Here is a 24,575-nt window from a genome sequence, read left to right as displayed (position 1 = left end):
AGGAAAGGAGAAAAATTTGAAGCGAGGCTTAAAAAATGTACTCCTGTATCTGTTGATTATTGTAGCAGCTGTGGCGGCTATTAACTCGTTTTCTGAAGGCTCTAAAAGCAAATCGGAAATCACATATACATCGTTCCTACAAGAGGTACAACGAAAAAATGTAGAGAGTGTCACAATTACAGGGGATCATTCCATTACAGGTAAGTTGAAGACTGGTACAGAATTTACAACCTACGCACCAAGCGATGAAAGTATCTATAATAAATTGACTGAAGGTGGTGTGGATGTAACAGCGCAACCACCAGAGCAACCAGCATGGTGGATTAGCTTGTTGAGTTCTGCCTTACCGATTGTCTTAATTATTGGTTTCTGGTTCTTTATGATGCAGTCTACACAAGGTGGATCTGGTCGTGTGATGAACTTTGGCAAATCTCGTGCAAAAATGCAAGGAGAAGGCAAAGTGAATGTCACATTTAAAGATGTGGCTGGTGCAGATGAAGCAAAACAAGAGCTAGAGGAAGTTGTTGAATTCTTGCGTAATCCAAGTAAATTCAATGCCATTGGAGCGAAAATTCCAAAAGGTGTTTTATTATTTGGACCTCCAGGGACAGGTAAAACTTTGTTAGCTCGTGCGGTAGCTGGTGAAGCGGGTGTACCATTCTTTACGATCAGTGGTTCTGATTTCGTAGAGATGTTCGTTGGTGTCGGTGCTTCTCGTGTGCGTGATTTGTTCAGCCAAGCGAAGAAAAATGCACCATGTATCATTTTCATTGATGAAATTGATGCAGTAGGTCGTCAACGTGGTGCCGGTCTTGGTGGCGGTCATGATGAACGGGAACAAACATTGAACCAATTGTTGGTAGAAATGGATGGTTTTGGTGCCAATGAAGGGATTATTACCATTGCAGCTACTAACCGTCCAGATATTTTAGACCCAGCATTGTTGCGTCCAGGTCGTTTCGATCGTCAAGTGACAGTAGGTCGTCCAGACTTACGTGGTCGCGAGGCAATTCTGAAAGTACATGCTCGTAACAAACCGCTAGATTCTGATGTGGATTTAAAAACGATTGCGAAAAAAGTACCTGGTTTCACTGGGGCTGATTTGAGCAACTTATTGAATGAAGCGGCACTATTAGCAGCTCGTCAAAATCGCAAGTCTATTTCTATGCACGATTTAGAAGAAGCAAGTGAAAAAGTAAGCTATGGTCCAGAACGTCGTAGCCATATTGTGAGCGATAAAGAACGTGAATTGACAGCGTACCATGAATCTGGTCATGCTATCGTAGCGCACTTGTGGCCACAGGCTGACCCAGTTCATAAAGTGACGATTATTCCTCGTGGTAGCGCTGGTGGTTATACGATGATGCTTCCACAAGAAGAGAAAAACTATATGACTCGTTCCCAATTATTAGCGCAAATTCGCGTGGCCTTGGGTGGGCGTTGTGCAGAGGCTGTCGTATTGAAAGAAATCAGTAGCGGTGCTTCTGGTGACCTACAAATGGTGACGAATATTGCTCGTGAAATGATTACTCGTCTTGGTATGAGTGATGAATTAGGTCCATTGGTATTTGGCGAACATCAAGAGCAAGTCTTCTTAGGTAAAAGCTTAGGCTCTGAACGCAATTATGGCGAAGCAGTAGCCGAAAAAATCGATACAGAAATGCATCGTATCGTAGCAGAAGCCTATGGGGATGTCATGAACTTGTTGACAGAGAATATTGACTTCTTGCATGCTATGGCGAAAGCCTTGTTAGAAGAAGAAACAATTGACGCTAAACAAGTAGAAAACTTGTATCGCTATGGATCTTTATTGAGTCCAGAAGAAGAGCAAGCAAAACGAGAAGCAGAAGAGAATAGTAAAAAAACGCCTCTTGAAGCAGCTGGTATTGTGATGCCTGAAAAAATCGATACATCAAAAGAATCATAAGCGATACTATCGCTAATCATACGAAAGCACCTTTCCTGTGGAAGGGTGCTTTTTGTCATACATGAAATATATTCATCTAAGATATACGAAGAGAATAGTGAAAATCTTAGAAAAGGCTTGCAATTTGTTGGTGACCTCTGTACAATCGTATTGTAAACCTTGATGTAGGTAAGGAGGCGACAAGCCGTGAGAGATGAAATACTAGACTTTTTAAAAGATAATCGTGACCAATTTGTGTCTGGACAAGCTATGTCTGAGGCATGCCATGTATCTCGTACAGCTATATGGAAACATATTGAAGTGCTTCGTAAACGGGGATATGTGATTGAATCATTTACGAAAAAAGGATATCGGTTAATACAAGAACCTGATTTGATTAGTCCTGAAGAAATGGAAGGCGTTTTGCAGACAAAAACGTTTGGTCGATACTATGTATACGAAGAGCGTTTAGAATCTACCAATACGATTGCCAAAGCATTGGCTATGGACGGAGCACCTGAGGGCACTGTGGTGTGCGCAGAAGAGCAATCATCTGGCCGTGGTCGTCTGGCAAGAGGCTGGTATTCACCGTATGGAAAAGGTCTTTGGTTTAGCATTATTTTACGACCTAACTTTTTACCTATGGAAGCATCAAAATGTACCCTTATGGCAGGGGTAGCCTTGGTGAAAGCATTCCGTGAATTGGGGCTTTCAGAGGCGGGTATCAAATGGCCTAATGATATATTGGTAGGAAGCCGTAAATTAGTGGGGATTCTTACAGAAATGAATGGCACTATGGAAGAAATTAGCCATATCGTCATGGGCATTGGTATCAATACACATACAACGATTGAAGAAGTAAGTGATGATTTAAAAGATAAAATTATGTCATTTGCCATTGCTGGTGTTGACGTAGATCGTAAGGAAGCATTCGGGGTGATTCTAAAAGCCTTGGAGGATCAATACGAACAAGTATGTCGAGAAGGATTTGACTCCACCTTAGAGGAGTGGAAAGAATATAGTGTTACCTTACATAAAGATGTACTAGTAAAGGCGCCAGATAAAGAACTTATTGGTTATGCGAAAGACCTAGATAGAGATGGAAACCTCATTATCCAATTGGAAGATGGGCGTGAAGAAAGAGTTATTGCAGGAGATGTATCAATACGCTCTACTGGAGGAGGATATTAAAATGTTATTAGTTGTGGACGTAGGAAATACGAATATCGTATTAGGCGTGTATAAGGGTACAGACATTTTAGCTCATTGGCGCATTTCTACTGATCGAGGTAGAACCACAGATGAATATGGTATGTTGTTGAGTAACTTATTCCTACATGATCCCAAAGTTAATAAAGAAGATGTGGAAGCAGTTATCATATCTTCTGTGGTGCCTCCATTGAACCCTACCTTAGAACGTGTATGTTTACGGTATTTTCATAAGAAGCCATTATTTGTAGGCCCTGGTATTAAAACGGGTATTTCTATTAAATATGAAAATCCTCGTGAATTAGGGGCTGACTTAATTGTGGATGCCGTAGCAGCTTATGAAAAGTATGGTGGAAATTTAATTATTATTGACTTTGGTACAGCCACAACCTACTCTGCCGTGTTAGATGGTGGTATTTACCTAGGAGGGGCGATTTCTCCAGGTATCGGTATTTCTGCGGAAGCCTTATTTGGTCGTACCGCTAAATTACCACGTATAGAAATTAAAAATCCAGGACCTGTGATTGGTCGAAACACCGTGGGCGCTATGCAGGCAGGTGTTTTATTTGGATATGTAGGGCAAGTAGAGGGGATTGTAGCACGCATGAAGCGTGAGATGCCAGAAGGTACGCAAGTAGTGGCCACTGGTGGTCTAGCCCCATTAATTAGTGCGGAAACAGATGTGATCGACCACATTGATCCAATGATGACATTAGAAGGATTACGACTTATTTATGAAAGAAATCAATAATGAATCCTGGCACATAGGGCATGTCACTATTCCCGGTCGAGTTGGCTTAGCGCCGATGGCTGGATTTAGCGATGTGTCCTATCGCTTATTAGCAAAAGAAATGGGAGCCTCTTTCGTATGTACGGAGATGGTTAGTGCCATGGGGATTAAATATAATAACGAGCATACAAAAGACTTGCTCTATATGGAAGAGATAGAACAACCTGTATCGATGCAAATTTTTGGCTCCGATCCAGAGGCGATTGCGATTGGTGCTAAAGTAGTAGAAGCGGCAGGCGCACCTATTGTAGATATCAATATGGGATGCCCCGTAAAAAAGGTTGTCTCATCCGGAGATGGTTCAGCATTGATGAAAACTCCTGAACTAGCAATGAAAGTGGCTGAGGCGGCTGTACAAGCAGTACAAATTCCAGTAACAGTTAAATTGCGATTGGGCTGGGATGATAGTTCCATCAACGTAGTCGATATGGCACAGCGTATGGAATCTGTGGGCGTAGCCGCCGTGGCTGTGCATGGTCGTACTCGGGAACAAATGTATAGCGGTAAGGCCAACTGGGATTATATTAAACAAGTGAAAACAGTTTTGTCCATTCCTGTTATTGGAAATGGAGATGTACAGTCTCCTGAAAGTGCGAAAGCTATGCTAGAGTATACAGGCTGTGATGCAGTGCTAGTAGGACGGGCGGCACAAGGGAATCCTTGGTTATTTAAGCAAATTAAGGAGTACTTGGAAACAGGTACATATAGTCTTAACCCAACAGGTCCTGAACGAATTGATATGCTATTACGTCATTACAATTTGTTATGCCAGTACAAAGGAATAGAATTGGCAACGCGTGAGATTCGAACACATGCCAGTTTTTATATTAAAGGAATGCCGGAGGCGGCACGATGGAGAAATGACCTAAATGTCGCTATGGGCCGAGATTCTTTTATTAAAGTAGTAGAATCGTATCGCAATTTTTTAGAAGAACGTACAGGCTATATACTATAGAAGGTAGAATAATACGCAAGCGGATAATTGAGAGGAATGCCTATTATAGCCAATAGTGATATAACTCCCTAAAAAACATAATATTGAGAATATCTAGCAATTCTCACAAAAATGATAAAATTGACAATACATGTAGTCGTAACTATAATGAAACCAGAAATACCAATTTACTTTTTTGCATAGATCATAAGATGATATCATCTCTATTACTAGGTATTGATAGGATGTGATACATCAGACATTTAGGGGGTGTATGTATGGTCATGAATGGTATTTATTTAGTGATTGCCTCCGTTTGTATCCTAATGTTGGCATACAGATTTTATGGGGCATTTATAGCGGCGAAAGTATTGACTTTAGACCAATATCGGTTGACGCCGGCGATGAGTCATAATGATGGACATGATTATGTACCTACGAATAAATGGGTTACATTTGGTCATCATTTTGCAGCTATTGCAGGGGCGGGTCCTTTAGTCGGTCCAGTCATTGCTGCACAATTTGGGTACTTGCCAGGGACTTTATGGATTTTAATTGGCTCTGTACTTGCAGGGGCAGTCCATGATATGGTCATTTTATTTGCTTCTATTCGATATGATGGTAAGTCCATTGCGGATATCGTACGGGAAGAGATTAGCAAAATTGCTGGACTTGGTGCCATGTTGTCTACCTTGTTTTTGTTGATTATAACATTAGCTGGTATGGCTGTTGTAGTTGCCAATGCACTTCATGGTTCTGCTTGGGCATTTTTCTCCGTATTCGCAACAATTCCTATTGCTATTTTCATTGGTATTTATTTACAATGGTTGCGTCCTGGGAAAATTCAAGAAGCTACAATCATAGGGGTTGCTCTTATTTTCGCAGCTATCATTTATGGACCTAATGTAGCGGCTAGTGAATATGGTGCTTGGTTTATTTATGATTTAAAAACTATTGAAATTATGCTAGCTGTATATGGATTTTTTGCAGCAGCCTTACCTGTTTGGTTGTTATTAGCTCCACGGGATTATTTATCTACGTATTTAAAAATTGGTACTATTGGAGCTTTAGCATTAGGGATTATCATTGTTATGCCAGAAATCCAAATGCCAGCAGTCACTGATTATATTTGGGGAGGGGGCCCCGTATTAAAAGGTTCTGTATTCCCATATATTTTCATTACCATAGCCTGTGGTGCTCTATCTGGTTTCCATACAGTGATAGCAACAGGTACAACACCTAAAATGTTAACAAATGAAAGAGAAGTATTGCCTATCGGGTATGGTGGTATGTTAACAGAATCTTTCATTTCTATGATGGCAATTATTGCAGCTACTGCACTTCATCCAGATGATTACTTTGCGATCAACTCAACAGTAGAATCGTTTAAAGCTTTAGGCCTTCAAGTTCATGAATTACCCGCCTTATCAGCCTTAGTAGGGGAGGATTTGATGCATCGTCCTGGAGGGGCAGTATCTTTAGCAGTAGGTATGGCCCATATCTTCTCGCGTTTACCTAACATGGATCATTTGTTAGGATATTGGTATCATTTCTGTATTATGTTTGAAGCCTTATTCATCATGACATTAATAGATGCAGGTACACGTGTAGGCCGTTACTTATTACAAGAATTACTAGGGTTATATTGGCCTAAATTTAATGACCAACATTGGAAACCAGGTGTGTATGGTTGTGCTGCATTGATTTGTATATTGTGGGGATATTTAGTATTACAAGGTAATATCGGTACTATTTGGCCTCTATTTGGTGTATCCAATCAGTTGTTAGGCACTATGACATTGGCAGTATGTACAACCATCATTATGCGATTGGGTAGAAAACGGTATGCTTGGGTGACGGGAGTACCTTGTTTGTTAATGGCTATCGTAGCCGTAGCAGCAGACTATGAAAATGTGTTCTTCAATTATGTTCCAGAAGGTAAATGGACATTAGTAGCTTTCTCCGTAGTGATGTTCATTATGATTTTGATTGTCCTAGTGGAAGCCATTCGTAGTTGGATTCGCTTAGCAGATATACCTCAGGATTATAGGACGCAAAAAGAGGTAGAAGCGGAAAGTTATGCAAAATTAGCTAAGGAAAGCTAAATAAGTCAAAAACAAATAAAGCTCAATTACTATATACCTTACAAACCTATACTCATTTGTAAAGGGGATAGTAAACTCTGGAAATAGACATGGTTAGAAGCTTTAACTGTGTCTATTTTCATGTTTTTCTTGCATTTCAATGCGTTATGGTGTACAATAATAAGGCTTATTGATGGTAAGCATCTTCCTACCCCTATGTGAGATAGGGGCGTTAGTCCGAAAGAGGAGGTGATTTTGTATGAACAAATACGAAGTCATGGTGATTGTGAAACCAGCTGATGAAGAGACAAACAAAGCTACTTTTGACAAAATTGAGGCTTTAATTGCTCGTGTTGGCGGTACAGTTGAGAAAGTTGACGTTTGGGGTAAACGCCGTTTAGCGTATGCAGTTAATAAACATACTGATGGCGTATACGTATTGATTAACTTTGAGTCCGCTCCTGGCGAAATCAAAGAGATCGACCGCGTTCTTAAAATCGACGATAACGTTCTTAGACACCTGATTGTAAAACACGAAAAATAATAGCCTAAGGAGGTTAGGATTATGAATTCTGTACAACTGTTAGGAAATTTAGCTCGTGACCCTGAGGTGCGTTACACAAAAACTGGTCGTGCTGTTGCTACTTTTACAGTAGCTGCATCCAATTCTTATGTGGATCAAAATGGCGAGACAAAAGAACAAACTGCGTTTGTTAACTGTGTAGCTTGGGGAAAATTAGGAGAAGCTGCGGGAAATTTGCGTAAAGGTAGCCGTTGTTTCGTAGAAGGTCGTATTTCTACACGTTCTTATGAAGCACAAGATGGTACAAAACGATATGTTACTGAAGTAGTAGCAAACTTCGTTGGTCAAGCCTTAGATACGCAATCTTTTGATGCCTTTGGTGGCGACAGTTCATCAAATTTTGATGGATTTGGTGCTGGTGCAGGCGAAGAAATTCCGTTCTAAGCTAAGAACTCCACAACTAAATCAAAGGAGGTTTCTCAATGAGAAGAGATAGAGGCAGAAAACCAAGAAGAAAAGTATGTAACTTCTGTGTAGATCATGCTGATCAAATCGACTATAAAGATATTGCTAAACTTCGTCGTTTCACGACTGAACGCGGCAAAATTCTTCCTCGTCGTATTTCTGGTGTTTGTGCTAAACATCAACGTAAATTAACACTAGCAATCAAACGTGCTCGTGCAATTGCGTTGTTGCCATTCACAGCAGAATAATTCAATACAAAATGAAAACCCAGTAACTAGCCTAGTTACTGGGTTTCTTGTTTTCTAAAAGGGCGTTAAAAGGGTATAAATTGAAATCGTTGCTACCCGGTTGCAACCACTTTTCATATTTTTTGCGTGCGGTTGCAACTACTTTTTCGTCGGCCCCTCTGTTGTGTATACACGATACATGATATAATACAAATATAACCTATAGATATACGTTATATCAATACTAATATACATGCTGTTGGCATGGAGTGAGGTAGACTATGAGAAAAGAACATGATTTTTTAGGTGAATTAGAGGTTGCTGATGAGTTGTACTATGGAGTACAAACGTTACGCGGTGTTGAAAACTTTTTTATTACAGGTAAAAAGATTGATTTAGATTTTGTAAAAGCTATGGCAATGGTAAAAAAAGCATGTGCTTTAGCGAATATGAGTACTGGTCGTTTGGATGAAAAAATAGGTCAAGCTATTAGTCGTGCTGCTGATGAAGTGGTGCGTGGTAACTTCAATGATCAATTTCCAGTAGATCCGATCCAAGGTGGAGCAGGAACTTCTTTCAATATGAATATGAATGAAGTATTGGCCAATCGTGCGCTAGAAATTTTAGGGTATGAAAAAGGACAATATGATATTGTATCCCCTAATAACCATGTTAATATGGCACAATCTACGAATGATACATTCCCAACGGCTATCAAAGTATGCGCGATTATGAAGAGCAAGCCTTTATTAGCCGCTCTACGTCGCTTGGCAGATGAGTTAGATAAAAAAGCTGAAGAATATAAAGAAATCTTAAAAATGGGTCGTACTCATTTACAAGATGCTGTGCCAATTACTCTAGGACAAGAAATGAGTGCTTACGCCTCTGGTGTACGTCGTGGCATTCGTCGTATTAAGTCTGCTATGTTAGAAGCACATACTGTCAATATGGGTGCTACTGCTGTAGGTACGGGTCTAAATGCAGAGCCAACTTATATTAAATCCGTGGTAGATGAATTGTCTCGTGTTGTAGGTGAACCATTCATCACGGCAGATAACCTAATTGATGCTACAAATAATACAGATGTGTTTGCGGACATTTCTTCTGGTTTGAAAGTCACAGCACTCGTATTAATTAAGATGGCCAATGATTTCCGCTTGATGGCATCGGGCCCTCGCTGTGGTATTGGAGAGTTGAAATTGCCTCCACGCCAACCAGGTTCTTCTATCATGCCAGGTAAAGTGAACCCTGTCATTGCAGAAGTATTGAATCAAACTTGTTATCAAGTCATCGGTAATGATTTAACAATTTCTCTTGGCGTAGAAAATGGACAGTTTGAATTGAATGTTATGGAGCCAGTGATTGCCTATAACTTGTTCAACTCTATGTGCTACTTGAAAAATGCGGTGAATACATTTGTAGATAAGTTGTTGATTGATCTAGAAGTCGATAAAGAACAATGTGAGTACTGGTTAGATCGTTCTGTTGGCATTGTAACAGCTTTATTACCTCATATTGGTTATGAAAATGCATCGGCCTTGGCAAAAGAAGCATTAGAAACTGACCGCAGTGTAAAAGAAATCATTTTAGAGAAAAAACTATTAACGAAAGAAGAGATGGATCATATCTTATCTCCAAAAGAAATGACTCGTCCTGGTATCGCAGGGCAAGATTTAATTAAACATCCTGGTAATTAAAGTATATAGGGAAGAACTGTCTAGAAATGGGCAGTTCTTTTTTGTACTCCTTTGATGTGAACCATTACTAGTGCCCAATAGTATATAGTATTTGATATATCCATGTTGTATAAGAAATACATAGACAGTGTATACCTAAGAGAAAACGTATATGGGGTATATAAAAATGCTTGTTATAATTTATATATGATATAGTTTATAACTATTATGACTTATATATAAATTGAAAGTAATGTGTTACTAATTTTGTATATAAACAGTAGGGTGTAGTGTATAATAAAAGAATAAAGGAGTTTAGTAATGAATACATATATAGCAGTGGCCATCGGTGGAGCCATAGGTGCTCTTACTAGGTATGGTATTGGTCAATATATGCTCTATAAAGGGGCTCTTTATCCATGGGGGACGATCATCGTCAATGTAGCAGGTTCGTTACTCATAGGACTTGGTATGGCCTATATAGAAGGGCATCCTCATCTATCCCCGATAATCAAGTTACTGTGTGTGACTGGATTTTTAGGAGGGCTCACCACATTTTCCACATTTATCTTTGAAAGCTATATACTAGCTGAAAAAGGTATATGGTATATGTTGGGATATATGGGTGGACAAATTTTGGTAGGGTTCAGCTTATGTGGCTTGGCTTTTACCATAGGAAAACGAATTTGGAGTTAATATAATCATGAAAGAAATACATGTAAAAGATGCAGTGGGACAAGCGCTGTGCCACGATATTGTGCGCATTGTTATTGGTGAAGTAAAAGATACACCTTTTAAACGAGGCCATGTGATTCGTGAAGAAGATATTGAGTTATTATTGCAATTGGGAAAAGAACATATTTATGTGATGGAAGAAGGGGATTATGAACTCATCCATGAGGAAACGGTAGCGGAAGAGTTATACCGTTTTTGCGAGCATCCCTCACTTTCACCGACGCCTGTACAACAGGGGAAAATTGAAGCAATTGCCAATCATGATGGAGTGTTGACAGTTGATATAGAGGCTCTGCATGCAATCAATGGGATAGGGGACTTGACGATTGTTACACGATTTCATGGTACTCCAGTGAAAGCAAGAGATCCAGTGGCAGGCATGCGATGCATTCCGTTGTTACTAGAAGCGTGGCAACTGGAAGAAGCCAAGCGTTTACAAACTGATAAAGAACCGATTATCCAAGTACACCCTTTTGTGCGAAAACGTATGGCTATTGTGACGACTGGCAGCGAAGTTTATGAAGGGCGCATTCAAGATGCATTTACGGCAGTGATTCAAGATCGTGTAGCGTCATTTGGAGTAGAATTAGTGGCACATGAGATTGTGCCTGATGATACAGATAGAATCGTGGCTGCTATTCGGTCTGTGAAAGACCAAGGAGCAGATATCATTTTCTGCACCGGAGGTATGAGTGTAGATCCAGATGATTTGACGCCAGGTGCTATTGCTCGTGTAGCTAGTGAAGTGGTCACCTATGGATTACCAGTATTGCCTGGCTCTATGGTTTGCATTGCTTATTTAGAGGATCATACGCCAATTATGGGCGTTCCAGGTGGAGTGTTATATAGCTCTCCTAGCGCATTTGATGTGATAGTGCCAAGATTGTTAGCCGATATCCGCATTACAAAACAAGACTGTATTCATATGGGACATGGTGGCTTTCAATCAAAATAGTGGTAATTTTGAGAAAATGTAGTTGACAAAAACAAATCCCACCCTTAAAATAGGAATTAATTTGAAGTATAATTCATTTAAGTCTAAGTAGAGGAGAATTAGTATGGCTGTTATAAAAAATGCAATTGATTTAATTGGAAATACGCCAATCTATCGTATTCCTGACACGAATGTGTATGTTAAATTAGAAAAGTATAATGCGGGTGGCAGTGTGAAGGATCGCGCTGTGTTAGGTATGTTACAAGATGCAAAAGAAAAAGGATTGATTAAGGAAGATACGATTATCGTAGAAGCTACTAGTGGTAACACTGGTATTGCCTTAGCAATGCTAGGCGCTATGTTATCGATTAAAACAATCATCATTATGCCAGAAAGCATGAGTCAAGAACGCCGTGAATTAATTAAAGCTTATGGAGCGCAATTGATTTTAACACCGAAAGAAGTGGGCATGAAAGGTGCACTAGGAAAAGCACAAGAAATTCTTGATAACTATCCAAATGCTGTGACACTAGGACAATTCGTTAATCCAGCTAACCCAACATCTCACTATGAAACAACGGCAAAAGAAATTTTACGTGATGTACCGAATATAGGCGTGTTTGTAGCGGGAATTGGTACTGGTGGCACATTTACAGGTGTTACTAAATCCTTGAAAGAACAACATCCGTACATTAAAGCAGTAGCTGTAGAACCAGAAGGATCTCCAGTGATTTCTCGTGGTGTTGGTGGGGTACATAAAATCCAAGGCTTGGGGGCTGGTTTTATTCCAGAAAACTTTGATGCTGAGCTTATGGATGAGGTACAAACAGTAACTGATGAAGATGCGATTGCAGAAGTTGGAAACTTCATGCGTGAAACAGGTATCGGCATCGGAATTTCTTCAGCGGCAGCTATTTTAGTAGCTCGCCAATATGGTAAAAAATTCCCTGATGTAGATGTAGTCGTAGTAGCTCCAGATGGAGTTGAAAAATATCTATCTATGATTCAATTTGATAGCGTGGATTGGATTCATTCATAATTGATAGATAAGGAGTATAGCATGGTTTCGGCCATGCTATCTCTATATAGGGAGGTAACAATGGGAGAGGTTTGGAAGTCAATCCAGTATAATATTCAGCGAGTGTTGCAGTCAGATCCAGCAGCTACATCATGGTTTATGGTGGTGTGGACATATCCGCATATTACAGCTTTATTTTGGCATTTCTTTGCACATCGTCTGTATAAAAAAGGATGGTTTACTTTGGCGAGACGCATAGCCTTGCATGCACGGCGTGTGACAGGTATAGAAATTCATCCAGGAGCGCAGATAGGAAAGGGTTTGTTTATTGATCATGGTATGGGTGTTGTTATTGGGGAAACAGCCATAGTGGGAGATAATGTAACCCTATTCCATGGTGTTACATTAGGAGGGATGGACTCACGGAAAGTAAAGCGACATCCTACGATTGAAGACGATGTGTTAATTGGTGCTGGTACTAAGGTACTAGGAGACATTACGGTGGGAAAAGGATCCAAGATGGGCTGTAATCTTGTCATCAAACGAGATGTACCGCCCAATGTTATTATTTTTGAAACGGAACCAGAGCATATTATTTATCGCCAGCCTAAGCAAGATCGCTTTGCTACCGATACATATATACCACGTCGTCATGCCTTGCCACTAGCGCCTAATGAATTTTCGGACCACATGGCGTGGCACATTTAGGAGGGGCTATGAAAGAAGTACGATTAGGGATAGTACAAAGTGCTATACAAATTGGACAGGTGAAAGAGAACCTTCAAATGATGGATGCGATGATACACCAAGTAGCACAGGATGCGCCAGATATTATTGTATTGCCGGAAACATGGAATACAGGCTTTATGACGGGCCATGACTTGATAGCCTTAGCAGACCCTAATGGAAGTCAAATGCAAGAACTCCTTAGTGGGTGGGCTAAGAAGTTACATGTCAATATTGTTGGAGGATCTGTGGACATCGAAGAACATGGTAAGATTTACAATCGTACCTATGTGTATAATCGAGAAGGTGAGTTAGTATCTACCTATGATAAAATGCACGGATTTAGTCCTGCAAAAGAAGACCTCTATTTCACTGGCGGAACACAAGTGCATCATTTCACATTGGATGGTATTCTCTGCTCCAGTGCGACTTGTTATGATATTCGATTCCCAGAATTAATTCGTAAAGCTGCATTAGAGGGTGTAGAACTATTCTTTTTACCGGCTCAGTGGCCATTACTGCGATTGTCCCATTGGAAAATATTGAATCAAGCTAGAGCCATTGAAAATCAGATGTTCTTCTGTGGTGTTAACGGATGTGGACGCATTGGGAAGTTGCCGATGGCTGGACACTCCTTAGTGGTGGATCCATGGGGTGAGATCCAATTAGAATTAGACGAGACTGCCGCTGTACAAACTGTAACTATCGATTTGGAAGTGGTAGCAGATATTCGCGCAAAGATTAACGTGTTTCGTGATCGAAAACCAACTTTGTACTAAGTGCAAGATATATGCATTTTAGGAATATATAAAATTGTCCATAGGTATTGCCAAGATGCAATACCTATGGTATATTATATGAGTACTAAGTACACGGCCCCGTGGTGTAGCGGTTAACATGTCGCCCTGTCACGGCGAAGATCGTCGGTTCAAATCCGATCGGGGTCGCCATTTTTTTTACCTATTTTTAGATGATTAGATCTATTTATATATTTTTGCCTCGGTAGCTCAGTCGGTAGAGCAACGGACTGAAAATCCGTGTGTCGGCAGTTCGATTCTGCCCTGAGGCACCATATACATATCCTCATGCGGATGTGGTGGAATGGCAGACACGCCATCTTGAGGGGGTGGTGAGCGTACGCTCGTATGGGTTCAAGTCCCATCATCCGCACCAAACGAGGGCCTATAGCTCAGGGGTAGAGCAACCGGCTCATAACCGGTCGGTCCCTGGTTCAAATCCAGGTGGGCCCACCATATGAAACCATCTCACAATGTGAGGTGGTTTTTTGTTATCTATACAGGTTCATTGTATAATGAATTGAGAGCTTTTATGCTGCATATTTGTGGTATGGAAGTCATGTATGTAGTGTAGTAAATGGATATATTAGATGTTCTATGTGATATATGCCAGTTATGATAGATTAGAAACGTGAGAACAAATATGGCACTTTCAAAGCGATTAGAGCAAGTAGCAACGATGATTCCCCCGTGTCAAACTGTGGCTGATGTAGGGACAGACCATGGTTTTTTGGCGGTGACCTTAATTGAAAAAGAAATAGCTGGGCGAGTAATTGCCATCGATGTTAATCATGGTCCCCTAGAGTCTGCGAAGAGGTTTGTGAAAGAACGGAGATTAGAGGATCATATTACATGTCGATTAGGAGATGGATTGGCTGTTACAACAGCGGGAGAAATTGACTGCGCCGTTATTTGCGGCATGGGCGGAGAATTGATGCAACATATTATATCCGTAGGTCCAGAGTTGTTGCAGACCTATGTGGTACAACCACAGAGCCATCGAGAGGAATTCAAGAAGTTTCTCGTCGCACAAGGATATGGTATTACGGATGAGCAGTGCTTACAAGAAGGCAAGCAATATTATGATATATGGGTCGTAGAGCGAGGAGTTACATCCGTATACAATAGCTTATCTTCAGATTCTATATTGTGGGAATATGGGGCTATATTACAAGAGCATCGCAGCCCAATTTGGTTGCAACATATACAGCGTAGAATAGAAACATTAGAATCCATTGCATCTCATATGCGCGATGTCTCGAAAGGAAGCCATGACTTAGGTGCGATTCAAAAGGAAATAGAGGCATTGCGCTCTATTGTATGATAGGAGGTATATATGGTTACTATGAAAGACATTGCTGGCGCCATTGAGCGTCATGCACCATTATCATTACAAGAATCTTGGGATAATTGCGGTTTGCAAGTTGGATGTATGTCAGGTACAGTGAGTCGAGTATTGACCGCATTAGATGTGACAGCTGAAGTGGTAGCAGAAGCTATTGAAAAACAGGTACAGAGTATAGTGTCTCATCACCCTATGATTTTTAAAGGATTAAAATCTATCAATCTAGGAACGATGCAAGGAAAGATGATAGGAGATTTGTTGCAACATGGTATCCATGTATATAGTGCTCACACTAATTTAGATGTAACTCGTGGTGGTTTGAATGATGAGGTAGCAAATCGGTTAGGCTTGCAAGGTATCAAAGGGTTAGTAGAAACTAGCAGAGAGCCAGCCTACAAGGTGGCCGTGTACGTACCAGCATCACATAGTGAGGAAGTGCGTAAAGCCATGGGTGATGCCGGTGCAGGTCACATTGGAGAGTACAGTCATTGTAGCTTTTCCGTCACAGGTGAAGGGCGCTTTTTGCCATTAGAGGGAACGAATCCATATATTGGTCATGTGGGAGCTGTAGAAACGGTACAAGAAGACCGAGTGGAGACGGTGGTTCCAAAGAAACTACTAGGAAAGGTGCTGTCCGCCATGGAGCAGGTTCATCCCTACGAAGAAATTGCCTATGATGTGGTGGCATTGGAACATATATATGAAGCGCAACATATTGGTCGCATTGGTCGTGTAAGGGAACCTCTTTCTTTAGAGGCCACCAAAATGCTATTGCAAAGGGTATTTCCTCATAGTCAATTGCGATGGGGCGGTGCAAAGGTGGAACACATCGAACGGATTGCGCTGTGTACGGGTAGTGGAGCTGAATTTATTAAGGCAGCAGCGAAGCAGAAGGCGGACCTATATATTACTGGCGATGTGAAATACCATGATATGCAACTGGCAAAAGAGTTAGGCATTCTTGTCGTAGATGCAGGCCATTATGGCACGGAATATATGAGTCAAACGATTCTGAAACAGTACCTAACAGATGCTTTTACAGAGGAAGAAGTAGAAGTCATAGAAAGTAATGTACAAAGAGATTTTTTCTTTGAAGTCTAAGCACTTTCGGTTATAATAAAAAGAAGAGCTATTGACCACACGAGTGGTCTATGCTAGACTTAAACAGTAAGTATGAAAGGCGATTGCAAGTCCTATGACTTGAGGAAAGTCCGAGCTCCATAGGGCAGGATGCCGGCTAACGGCCGGCGTGGGTGACCATAGGGAATAGTGCCACAGAAAAGTAAACCGCCACCTTCGGGTGGTAAGGGTGGAACGGTCGCGGTAAGAGCGCACCAGGTACATGGTAACATGTATGCTCGGTAAACCCCATCCGGAGCAAGGCCGAATAGGAAAGGGTTAAGGGTTGCCCGCCTACCTTTCGGGTTGTGCCGCTTGAGCGTATAGGCAACTATGCGCCTAGAAAGATAATCGCCACTGCGTAAGCAGGACAGAACTCGGCTTATTGATTGCTTGCTCAAAACCGCTCTTCGGAGCGGTTTTGTTATTGTAGGAGGTATCGTTATGAAATTAGAATCTATTAAAACTTATGAAGAGTTTAAATCTATTGTGAAAGGTGATGACGAAATCGTATTAGCCTGTTTCACTGCAGAATGGTGTGAGCCATGCAAGGCAATGAAAGAAGAATTAGATGTGTTACACGATGAACTACAAGGTGTGGCTCGTATGATTGCTATCGACATTGATGAAGCGAAAGAAATTGTATTAAAAGAAGATGTACAAGGGGTACCAACAATTATTTCTTATAAAAAAGGCAAGGAAAAAGATCGTATCGGTGGCTATAAAAAAGCAGCCTCTGTGCGTAAGTTATTAAAACTATAAATAAGGGTTATAAAAAGTTTTTTGCTATAGTGTGTCATATTCTATAGAACACAACGTATTTTATGATATACTATATGTATTACACTATTTTGTATAGACGCTATAAAGTTATTGCAAGAAAGGGGCTTTTTTGTGAAAGATAGATTAAATAGTCTTTGGAACTTATTCCAAGAACGTAAATTAAGCCGACGTACATTTATGAAATCCTGTGTAGCTTTAACAGCTATTTTAGGATTACCACCAGCACTGACGAATAAAGTCGTGGCAGCAGCGGAGAAAAAGGAATTACCTACGGTGATTTGGCTGCATGGTCATGAATGTACAGGATGTGACGAATCCTTTATTCGTTCTACATCACCTTTCGCATCTGATGTGATTCTAAATATGATTGCCTTAGAGTATGATGATACTTTGGCTGCCGCAGCAGGGGAACCATTTGAACATCATTTACATCATTTGTTAGAAGAGAAAAAAGGTAAATATGTATTGGCCGTTGAAGGTGGCGTTCCATTGGATGAAAATGGTTCCTACTGCCAAGTGGGCGGTCGACCATTTGTAGATGTATTGAAAGAATGCGCCGAAGGGGCTGCTTTCATCATTGAATATGGATCTTGTGCAGCATGGGGCGGTATTCAAGCAGCGAAACCGAATCCAACCAATACAGTATCTGTATCCTCTATTGTAAAAGGCAAAAAAATCATTAAAGTACCAGGATGCCCTCCAATCCCAGAGGTTATGACTGGTGTCATTATGCACTATGCTTTATTTGGTGAAATTCCACCGCTAGATGTAGAAGGAAGACCAAAGCAATTCTACGGTAATCGTATTCACGATACTTGTTATCGTCGTCCGTTCTTTGATTCTGGATTGTTTGTGGAACACTTCGATGATGATGCGTCCAAAGCAGGTTGGTGCCTATACAAAGTAGGTTGTCGTGGACCAGAAACATATAACTCTTGTGGCAACTTGCGTTGGTGGAATGGTTTATCCTATCCAATTCAGTCTGGTCATGGTTGTATTGGTTGCTCTGAAAAAGGGTTCTGGGACAATGACAACTTTTATCAACGATTGCCTCATATTCATACCCCAAATACTATTACCGATGTGGATACATTAGGTACAGTAGCAGGATTTGGCGCATTTGGTGCTGTAGTGGCTCATGGTGGTATTACCTTGGCAAAACATAAATATGATTCTATCCAAGAAGAGAAAAAATATTTAGCTGAACAAGAAGCAAAACAAAAAGAAGTGGAACAGAAAGGTAGTGACCAATAATGAAACGAGTTGTAGTGGATCCAGTGACCCGTATTGAAGGTCACTTACGTGTAGAAGTTAGTGTTGATGAATCCACAGGTAAAGTGCAAGATGCCTTATCTAGTGGTACGGCTTGGCGTGGGATTGAATTAGTAGCTAAAAATCGCGATCCTCGTGACGTATGGGCCTTTGTACAACGGATTTGTGGTGTGTGTACTTCTACGCACGCCTTAGCATCCCTTCGAGCGGTAGAGGATGCATTGGGTATTCAAATTCCTAAGAATGCAAACTATATTCGAAATATTATGCATAGTTGTTTAGATACACACGATCATATTGTGCATTTTTATCACTTGCATGCTCTTGACTGGGTAAGCCCAGTAGAGGCGTTGAAAGCAGATCCTAAAAAAACTGCAGAATTGCAACAACAAGTATTAGAAACTTATAATGTGAGTGGATTACAACCAAAAGATTTGGAATCTGCCACATCTGCATACCCTAAGGAGTTTCCTAAAGGAAATGCTACGTATTATGCAGCGATCCAAACAAAAGTGAAAAAAATTGTAGAAAGTGGGCAATTAGGGATTTTCTCTGCTCAATGGTGGGATCATCCAGATTATCAATTATTGCCTCCAGAAGTGCATTTGATGGCCATCTCTCACTATTTGACAATCCTAGATCGTCAACGTGATATTGTAACACCTCATGTTATTTTCGGCGGTAAAAACCCACATCCTCACTACATTGTAGGTGGTATGCCATGCTCTATCTCTATGGATGACATGAATGCACCTGTGAATGCGGCTCGTTTAGCAAGCGTAGATGAATCTATTTCCTTGGCGAAAGATTTGGTGAACAATTTCTACTTACCGGATTTACTAGCTATAGGTCATTTATATGTGAAAGCTGGCATGGTTGATGGTGGGGGCTTAGCCAAAAAACGTGTCCTTGCTTACGGTGGCTATCCAGATGATGCATATACAGGTATAAAAGATGGAGACTTCTTTAAAAAGTCTCTTGTTCGTGCTAATGGAGTAGTAGAAAACTTTGAACTTGGTTGGGAAAAAGCAACATTTACAGCTTTAGAAGGTGAAGACTTGATGAATCCAGACTTCTTGTCTGAAGAAATCAATCACTCTTGGTTTGAATATCCAAATGGTGAAACATCCTTGCATCCAACAGAAGGTGTGACAAAACCAGCTTTCACAGGTCCTAAAACAGGAACAAATAAAAAATGGGAATTCTTGGATGAAGAGAAAAAATATTCTTGGATTAAATCTCCTACATTCAAAGGAAAAGCCTGCGAAGTGGGTCCATTGGCAAAATATATCGTTGTCTATGTAAAAGTAAAACAAGGCATCATCAAAGCCCCAACTTGGGCTGAGAAAATGATGGTAGATCAAATTGAGGCAGTATCTAAAGTGCTAGGCGTACCAGCACATGTGTGGATGTGCTCCACAGTGGGCCGTACAGCAGCTCGTGGTTTAGATGCACAAGTAGCAGCGAACTTGAGTCAACACTTCTACAATCGCTTGATTGAAAATATCAAAACTGGTGATACTGTTGTGGCGGATACTCGTAAATTCGATCCTAATTCTTGGCCAAAAGAGGCAAAAGGTGTAGGTTTATTAGATGCACCACGTGGTGGTTTAGGACATTGGTGTGTCATCAAAGATGGTCGTGTAGACAATTATCAATGTATCGTGCCAACGACATGGAATGCATGCCCTAAAACGATTGCTGGCGAACATGGTGCATACGAATCTAATATGATAGACACTAAAGTCAAAGTGGCGGATAAACCATTAGAAATTTTAAAAGGTATACATTCCTTTGACCCTTGTTTGGCATGTGCTACACACTTGTACAATAAAAAAGGTGAAAAAATAGTGTCTGTGAATACAGATGCCCTATGTAAATAGGGAGGAGGCGCATCTATGTTACCATTAAATAAAAAGCCTTATCGTGTATTTAGTTTATGGCTCCGCATTTTCCATTGGACGATGGTTCTCTGTGTAACGGCTCTATTCTGGACTGGTTTATACATTGGGAATCCAGGTTTCCAAGCTACACCAGGTAGTGTGGAACCAACTATCGCAGTAGGTGGTTGGTTCTCTATGGAGATGATTCGTAAAATTCACTTTATCGCAGCATTTATCTTAATTGCTGCACTTATATTCCGTATTTATGGTGGAATTCGATATCGTGGGGATAGATTGTTTCCTAGATTTCATAAAAAGTCGTATTGGATTGGTCTGTGGGACACAATTAAGCACTATCTAATGCTACCACAGCAACGAGAGCATCGTTTCTTGCGTAACTCTATGGCTCGTACTAGTTATTTTGGGGTATATGTGATGTTATTCCTAGAAATTTGTACAGGTCTTGCTATGTTTGCACAAGTATATCCTAATACGTGGATTGCACAAATTTTTAATCCTGTAAATTTATTATTTACAGAGTATGAAGTGCATATGATTCATCACTACATTGCTTGGGGATTTTTATTATTTACAATTATACATGTGTATATGGCATTCCGCGAAGATGTTATGGAAGAATCTGGAGAAGTATCTAGTATGGTTTCAGGTATGAAATTTTACCCAGAAGATCCAGAAGATATAGAGGACTTATATGGACCAAATAAAAAGTAATCCCATCGTATTATTAGGGGTAGGCAATATTTTGCTTACTGATGAGGGATTCGGTGTCCATGTGGTGAACCAATTACGGGAGGATTATGTATTTAATCCTCCTATTACCATTCTAGATGGGGGAACCATGGGCATGGAATTGCTTACCTATATGCGAGGTATGACAAAATTGCTATTAGTAGATGCTATCAATGGCGGTGATGCGCCAGGCACAGTATATGAGTTTCCTCATGAGGAAATGAACACCTATTTTACAGAGGCTATTTCTGTGCATGAGGTAGGAATGCAAGATATTTTACGAATCCGAGCCTTACAAGAAGATCCTTTAGAAGATGCTGTTGTCATCGGTGTGGAGCCTGAAAGTTTAGAGTTAGGCCTTACATTGAGTGATGCTACACAGGCTGCTGTAGAAGATGTGAAAGCCCGTGTGCTATCTGTTTTATCGAATTGGAACGTAACCGCTAGCCCTGTGAATACAGTAACAGAATAGGATATTAAGGAGTATGACTCTGTATGGATTTGATAAGGAGTTTCTATGCAAAATGAATTTGGCCGTGTAAAAGCGGTATTTCAAGAATTAAAAAATGCTTTGCAACAGTTGCGTAAAACTGGTGAAACCTATACAATTTATGTGGAAAACACAGGACTGACTATGGAAGAACAAGTGGAAGTGTTAGAAACGTTAGGTCGTGGTGATGTAACAGTACACTTAAAAGATACAGATCAACCTGTGGAATGGTATGAGTCTACTATTCGTGGTGTATGGATTGGCACCTTCCGTAATGGTCGAGATGAAGCAATTTTATATACTATTGAAGTATGTCGCTATCCAGAGTTAGCAGGAGCCTATGATGAAGATATCATAGGAGGTGAAGCAGATTTACAAGAATGGATTGAAGCGGCTGACTTATAATTGGTATCATTGTCTATAAAAAATGTTACATGTTACTATGAAATTGTCTCTTTTATGTATATCAATAAATCATAGATAGTCGTAATTATTGATTAAAACATGTAAAATATGATTAAATACACTCTCTCATCATTCGTTAATGAGAGAGTTTTTCATTTTTGTAAGTACACATATTGTAGAGGAAAATAGTAGGTTTTTGGAGAAATTATAGAATAGATAATTTTGAATATAAGTTGTATTTAAAGGGTTTGTGAAGGGTGGATATATGTCCATAAATAGAATATCATAATATCTTTAATAAAAGACTACATAAATGTTAAATTTATTACATAACCTTAAATGATAATAAATACTATCATAATAAACAGTTATAGAACATATTCTTAGGGAATTGAAAAAGGTAGGGCATGGTGATACAATAATACACAAGAGAAAGGTCTCTGTTTTAAGTTGAGGAGGGATTACTTTGCGTAACATTCACGTTGAGAAAGTAACAGAAAAGGTAGCAGAATTATGTATGAATGCAGCATATCATCTTCCAAAAGATATGTACAATGCATTGAAAAAAGGCTATGAGTGTGAGAAATCTCCAGTAGGTAAAGGTGTATTAGATCAAATCATTAAAAATGCGGAAATCGCTGATGCTGAAGATCGTCCAATTTGCCAAGATACTGGTCTTACTATCGTATTCTTAGAAGTTGGTCAAGATGTACACTTCGAAGGTGGAAATCTTGAAGAAGCTATTCAAGCTGGTGTAGCAAAAGGTTATGTTGACGGATACCTTCGTAAATCCGTAGTAGCTGAACCTTTGTTCAATCGTGTTAATACTAAAAATAACACTCCAGCGGTTATTTACACAAAAATCGTTCCAGGCGACAAAGTTGATATCAACGTTGAGTTAAAAGGCTTTGGCTCCGAAAACAAATCTGGCGTTAAAATGCTAGTACCTGCTGATGGCGTTGAAGGCGTTAAAAAAGCAGTTCTTGAAATCGTTAAAAAAGCTGGCCCTAACCCATGCCCTCCAATGGTACTAGGTATTGGTATCGGTGGTACTATGGACTATGCAGCATTCCTTTCCAAAAAAGCTCTTCTTCGCTCTGTAGAAGAACGCAATGCACATCCTGAATATGCAAAATTGGAAGAAGAAATCAATGCAATGGTTAACAAAACTGGTATCGGACCTCAATTAGGTGGTTCTACAACAGCAGTTTCCGTTAATATCGAGTGGGCAGCAACACATATCGCTGGTCTTCCTGTAGCAGTAACTATCTGCTGCCACGCTAGCCGTCATGCTCACGGTGAAGTTTAAGAGGGGGAATAACCATGGCAGAACAAATTCGTATTCAAACACCTTTAACAGAAGAACAATCCCGTAAATTAAAAGCTGGCGATATGGTTCTTATCTCCGGTAAAATCTATAGTGCTCGTGATGCTGCTCATAAAGTAATGACTGAAGCATTAGCACGTGGCGAAGAATTGCCAATCGATTGGCATGATAAAATCGTCTACTACTTAGGACCAAGCCCAGCTAAACCAGGAGACCCAATCGGTTCCGCTGGTCCTACAACATCTGGCCGTATGGACGCTTACACACCAACAATGCTTGATCAAGGTATCAAAGGCATGATCGGTAAAGGTTCCCGTAAACCAGAAGTTATCGAATCCATGAAGAAAAACGGCGTAACTTACTTTGCAGCCGTTGGTGGTGCAGCAGCTTTGATTGCTAAATCCATCAAAAAATATGATGTTATTGCTTATGCTGACTTAGGTCCAGAAGCTTTGGCTGAATTGACTGTAGAAGATTTCCCAGCAATCGTTGTTATCGATAGCGAAGGAAACGATTTCTACGAAATTGGTCAAGCTCCATACCGTGAAGATGTTTAATAACAATAGTAAAGAGACTCTCTTATATGAGAGTCTCTTTTTTCCTATATACTTTTAATACAAAGCAAAATCTAGAGCTTTTTCATCTTACTTATACACAGTCTGTGTTATAATACAGGTATATAGACATTGTAAGAAAGGAGATACTATGATAGGACTTATCATCAGTGGTATTATTTTGCTCCTCATTGAAATGATGATACCTGGGTTTGGTATTTTTGGCCTAACAGGGCTATTGCTACTCCTCTGGGGCATCTATGATGGGCTGGGCGGAGGCCCTATGGCGATGATCATGGTAATGGCGCTTTCAATAGTAGGTGTCATTGTACTGTGGTGGATTATATCTGTTTTTCCGAAAACAAAAGTTGGAGATAGGTTGACATTGCGCTTACAATCTACTAAGGAGAAAGGGTATGCCAGTCATCCTGATCCAACCGCATGGTTAGGGAAAATAGGCGTCGCAAAAACGGTGTTGCGCCCTGTAGGAACCATTGTGGTAGACGATACTTTTTTAGATGTTGTTACAGATGGTGAATTTTATGAGCCAGGTACGGAGGTTATCATTGTATCCGTTATGGGTGGTCGTATTGTAGTGCGAGCTACAGAAAAGTAGGAGGAAT

General features: G+C 40.3%; 25 protein-coding genes, 4 tRNA genes and 1 other RNA gene. All 30 read left to right on the top strand.

The annotated features are described in order from the left end of the window. Positions 1–16 precede the first annotated feature (16 nt). The 30 genes from ftsH to EO115_RS00235 all read left to right on the top strand — a co-directional run bounded on the left by ftsH (position 17) and on the right by EO115_RS00235 (position 24,568). Positions 17–1,927, top strand: coding sequence for an ATP-dependent zinc metalloprotease FtsH (gene ftsH, locus EO115_RS00380; RefSeq protein ID WP_126937018.1), 1,911 nt, complete (start codon positions 17–19; stop codon positions 1,925–1,927). A gap of 186 nt (positions 1,928–2,113) precedes the next feature. Then, the gene (locus tag EO115_RS00375; RefSeq protein WP_126937017.1) at positions 2,114–3,097 is read left to right on the top strand and encodes a biotin--[acetyl-CoA-carboxylase] ligase; all 984 of its coding nucleotides are present in this window, start codon (positions 2,114–2,116) and stop codon (positions 3,095–3,097) included. Between the two features lies 1 nt (position 3,098). Further along, a complete protein-coding gene (locus EO115_RS00370) occupies positions 3,099–3,866 on the top strand; it encodes a type III pantothenate kinase (protein ID WP_126937016.1) in 768 nt (255 codons plus the stop codon). Then, a complete protein-coding gene (dusB, locus tag EO115_RS00365; protein WP_126937015.1) occupies positions 3,850–4,860 on the top strand; it encodes a tRNA dihydrouridine synthase DusB in 1,011 nt (336 codons plus the stop codon). The genes EO115_RS00370 and dusB overlap by 17 nt, the downstream gene beginning before the upstream one ends. A gap of 257 nt (positions 4,861–5,117) precedes the next feature. After that, the gene (locus EO115_RS00360) at positions 5,118–6,944 is read left to right on the top strand and encodes a carbon starvation protein A (protein WP_126937014.1); all 1,827 of its coding nucleotides are present in this window, start codon (positions 5,118–5,120) and stop codon (positions 6,942–6,944) included. Between the two features lie 238 nt (positions 6,945–7,182). Continuing rightward, positions 7,183–7,467 (top strand): 30S ribosomal protein S6, encoded by a 285-nt coding sequence (gene rpsF, locus EO115_RS00355; protein ID WP_126937013.1) that lies wholly within the window; start codon positions 7,183–7,185, stop codon positions 7,465–7,467. Between the two features lie 21 nt (positions 7,468–7,488). Then, a complete protein-coding gene (locus EO115_RS00350) occupies positions 7,489–7,890 on the top strand; it encodes a single-stranded DNA-binding protein (protein WP_126937012.1) in 402 nt (133 codons plus the stop codon). A gap of 38 nt (positions 7,891–7,928) precedes the next feature. Further along, on the top strand, positions 7,929–8,159 hold the full coding sequence (rpsR, locus tag EO115_RS00345) for a 30S ribosomal protein S18 (protein WP_009353119.1): 231 nt from the start codon (positions 7,929–7,931) through the stop codon (positions 8,157–8,159). A gap of 260 nt (positions 8,160–8,419) precedes the next feature. Further along, entirely contained in the window at positions 8,420–9,835 is a 1,416-nt protein-coding gene (locus tag EO115_RS00340; RefSeq protein ID WP_126937011.1) for an aspartate ammonia-lyase, read from the top strand. A gap of 300 nt (positions 9,836–10,135) precedes the next feature. Beyond that, on the top strand, positions 10,136–10,510 hold the full coding sequence (locus tag EO115_RS00335) for a CrcB family protein (protein WP_126937010.1): 375 nt from the start codon (positions 10,136–10,138) through the stop codon (positions 10,508–10,510). Between the two features lie 7 nt (positions 10,511–10,517). Next, on the top strand, positions 10,518–11,504 hold the full coding sequence (locus EO115_RS00330; RefSeq protein WP_126937009.1) for a molybdopterin-binding protein: 987 nt from the start codon (positions 10,518–10,520) through the stop codon (positions 11,502–11,504). Between the two features lie 103 nt (positions 11,505–11,607). Further along, complete coding sequence (locus EO115_RS00325; RefSeq protein ID WP_126937008.1) at positions 11,608–12,522, top strand: PLP-dependent cysteine synthase family protein; 915 nt, start codon at positions 11,608–11,610, stop codon at positions 12,520–12,522. Positions 12,523–12,582: 60 nt separating this feature from the next. Further along, entirely contained in the window at positions 12,583–13,209 is a 627-nt protein-coding gene (gene epsC / locus EO115_RS00320) for a serine O-acetyltransferase EpsC (RefSeq protein WP_126937007.1), read from the top strand. Positions 13,210–13,217: 8 nt separating this feature from the next. After that, positions 13,218–14,006, top strand: a complete 789-nt coding sequence (locus EO115_RS00315; RefSeq protein WP_126937006.1) for a carbon-nitrogen family hydrolase — start codon at positions 13,218–13,220, stop codon at positions 14,004–14,006. 95 nt (positions 14,007–14,101) lie between these two features. Next, positions 14,102–14,177 (top strand) — tRNA-Asp (locus tag EO115_RS00310). Between the two features lie 46 nt (positions 14,178–14,223). Next, positions 14,224–14,299 (top strand) — tRNA-Phe (locus EO115_RS00305). 15 nt (positions 14,300–14,314) lie between these two features. After that, a tRNA-Leu gene (locus EO115_RS00300) sits at positions 14,315–14,400 on the top strand. A gap of 5 nt (positions 14,401–14,405) precedes the next feature. Next, positions 14,406–14,480, top strand: a tRNA-Ile gene (locus EO115_RS00295). Between the two features lie 187 nt (positions 14,481–14,667). After that, entirely contained in the window at positions 14,668–15,348 is a 681-nt protein-coding gene (locus tag EO115_RS00290) for a class I SAM-dependent methyltransferase (protein ID WP_126937005.1), read from the top strand. A 12-nt stretch (positions 15,349–15,360) separates the two neighbouring features. Beyond that, complete coding sequence (locus EO115_RS00285) at positions 15,361–16,470, top strand: Nif3-like dinuclear metal center hexameric protein (protein ID WP_126937004.1); 1,110 nt, start codon at positions 15,361–15,363, stop codon at positions 16,468–16,470. Between the two features lie 66 nt (positions 16,471–16,536). Next, positions 16,537–16,889: RNase P RNA component class A (gene rnpB / locus EO115_RS00280), an RNA gene on the top strand. A gap of 43 nt (positions 16,890–16,932) precedes the next feature. Then, on the top strand, positions 16,933–17,250 hold the full coding sequence (locus EO115_RS00275; RefSeq protein ID WP_126937003.1) for a co-chaperone YbbN: 318 nt from the start codon (positions 16,933–16,935) through the stop codon (positions 17,248–17,250). Between the two features lie 132 nt (positions 17,251–17,382). Then, positions 17,383–18,525, top strand: a complete 1,143-nt coding sequence (locus EO115_RS00270) for a hydrogenase small subunit (RefSeq protein WP_126937002.1) — start codon at positions 17,383–17,385, stop codon at positions 18,523–18,525. Beyond that, positions 18,525–20,426 (top strand): nickel-dependent hydrogenase large subunit, encoded by a 1,902-nt coding sequence (locus EO115_RS00265; protein ID WP_126937001.1) that lies wholly within the window; start codon positions 18,525–18,527, stop codon positions 20,424–20,426. The genes EO115_RS00270 and EO115_RS00265 overlap by 1 nt, the downstream gene beginning before the upstream one ends. A 15-nt stretch (positions 20,427–20,441) precedes the next feature. Then, positions 20,442–21,158 (top strand): Ni/Fe-hydrogenase, b-type cytochrome subunit, encoded by a 717-nt coding sequence (gene cybH / locus EO115_RS00260; protein WP_126937000.1) that lies wholly within the window; start codon positions 20,442–20,444, stop codon positions 21,156–21,158. Then, positions 21,139–21,648 (top strand): HyaD/HybD family hydrogenase maturation endopeptidase, encoded by a 510-nt coding sequence (locus EO115_RS00255; protein WP_126936999.1) that lies wholly within the window; start codon positions 21,139–21,141, stop codon positions 21,646–21,648. The genes cybH and EO115_RS00255 overlap by 20 nt, the downstream gene beginning before the upstream one ends. Positions 21,649–21,693: 45 nt before the next feature. After that, positions 21,694–22,071 carry a hydrogenase expression/formation C-terminal domain-containing protein gene (locus EO115_RS00250; RefSeq protein ID WP_126936998.1) on the top strand — a complete coding sequence of 126 codons (378 nt, stop codon included), beginning with the start codon at positions 21,694–21,696 and terminating at the stop codon, positions 22,069–22,071. A gap of 466 nt (positions 22,072–22,537) precedes the next feature. After that, positions 22,538–23,380 carry a fumarate hydratase gene (locus tag EO115_RS00245; protein WP_126936997.1) on the top strand — a complete coding sequence of 281 codons (843 nt, stop codon included), beginning with the start codon at positions 22,538–22,540 and terminating at the stop codon, positions 23,378–23,380. A gap of 14 nt (positions 23,381–23,394) precedes the next feature. Next, positions 23,395–23,955 (top strand): Fe-S-containing hydro-lyase, encoded by a 561-nt coding sequence (locus tag EO115_RS00240; protein ID WP_009353067.1) that lies wholly within the window; start codon positions 23,395–23,397, stop codon positions 23,953–23,955. 148 nt (positions 23,956–24,103) lie between these two features. Beyond that, positions 24,104–24,568: an NfeD family protein gene (locus EO115_RS00235; protein WP_126936996.1), complete on the top strand. Its 465-nt coding sequence runs from the start codon at positions 24,104–24,106 to the stop codon at positions 24,566–24,568. Positions 24,569–24,575: the final 7 nt, after the last annotated feature.

This window comes from Veillonella sp. CHU740, from assembly GCF_003992055.1.
GTDB lineage: Bacteria > Bacillota > Negativicutes > Veillonellales > Veillonellaceae > F0422.
The sequence above is the reverse complement of the archived record's forward strand: the minus strand, read 5'-3'. Positions and strand labels throughout refer to the sequence as shown.

Bases quoted from the DNA above. Each gene is read 5' to 3' on its own strand.
- cybH (WP_126937000.1), top strand. From the start codon at position 20,442: ATGTTACCATTAAATAAAAAGCCTTATCGTGTATTTAGTTTATGGCTC.
- EO115_RS00350 (WP_126937012.1), top strand. From the start codon at position 7,489: ATGAATTCTGTACAACTGTTAGGAAATTTAGCTCGTGACCCTGAGGTG.
- EO115_RS00255 (WP_126936999.1), top strand. From the start codon at position 21,139: ATGGACCAAATAAAAAGTAATCCCATCGTATTATTAGGGGTAGGCAAT.
- EO115_RS00360 (WP_126937014.1), top strand. From the start codon at position 5,118: ATGGTCATGAATGGTATTTATTTAGTGATTGCCTCCGTTTGTATCCTA.
- rpsF (WP_126937013.1), top strand. From the start codon at position 7,183: ATGAACAAATACGAAGTCATGGTGATTGTGAAACCAGCTGATGAAGAG.
- EO115_RS00250 (WP_126936998.1), top strand. From the start codon at position 21,694: ATGCAAAATGAATTTGGCCGTGTAAAAGCGGTATTTCAAGAATTAAAA.
- EO115_RS00265 (WP_126937001.1), top strand. From the start codon at position 18,525: ATGAAACGAGTTGTAGTGGATCCAGTGACCCGTATTGAAGGTCACTTA.
- EO115_RS00340 (WP_126937011.1), top strand. From the start codon at position 8,420: ATGAGAAAAGAACATGATTTTTTAGGTGAATTAGAGGTTGCTGATGAG.
- EO115_RS00335 (WP_126937010.1), top strand. From the start codon at position 10,136: ATGAATACATATATAGCAGTGGCCATCGGTGGAGCCATAGGTGCTCTT.
- EO115_RS00330 (WP_126937009.1), top strand. From the start codon at position 10,518: ATGAAAGAAATACATGTAAAAGATGCAGTGGGACAAGCGCTGTGCCAC.
- EO115_RS00235 (WP_126936996.1), top strand. From the start codon at position 24,104: ATGATAGGACTTATCATCAGTGGTATTATTTTGCTCCTCATTGAAATG.
- dusB (WP_126937015.1), top strand. From the start codon at position 3,850: ATGAAAGAAATCAATAATGAATCCTGGCACATAGGGCATGTCACTATT.
- EO115_RS00315 (WP_126937006.1), top strand. From the start codon at position 13,218: ATGAAAGAAGTACGATTAGGGATAGTACAAAGTGCTATACAAATTGGA.
- EO115_RS00285 (WP_126937004.1), top strand. From the start codon at position 15,361: ATGGTTACTATGAAAGACATTGCTGGCGCCATTGAGCGTCATGCACCA.
- rpsR (WP_009353119.1), top strand. From the start codon at position 7,929: ATGAGAAGAGATAGAGGCAGAAAACCAAGAAGAAAAGTATGTAACTTC.
- EO115_RS00275 (WP_126937003.1), top strand. From the start codon at position 16,933: ATGAAATTAGAATCTATTAAAACTTATGAAGAGTTTAAATCTATTGTG.
- epsC (WP_126937007.1), top strand. From the start codon at position 12,583: ATGGGAGAGGTTTGGAAGTCAATCCAGTATAATATTCAGCGAGTGTTG.
- EO115_RS00370 (WP_126937016.1), top strand. From the start codon at position 3,099: ATGTTATTAGTTGTGGACGTAGGAAATACGAATATCGTATTAGGCGTG.
- EO115_RS00240 (WP_009353067.1), top strand. From the start codon at position 23,395: ATGGCAGAACAAATTCGTATTCAAACACCTTTAACAGAAGAACAATCC.
- EO115_RS00290 (WP_126937005.1), top strand. From the start codon at position 14,668: ATGGCACTTTCAAAGCGATTAGAGCAAGTAGCAACGATGATTCCCCCG.
- EO115_RS00325 (WP_126937008.1), top strand. From the start codon at position 11,608: ATGGCTGTTATAAAAAATGCAATTGATTTAATTGGAAATACGCCAATC.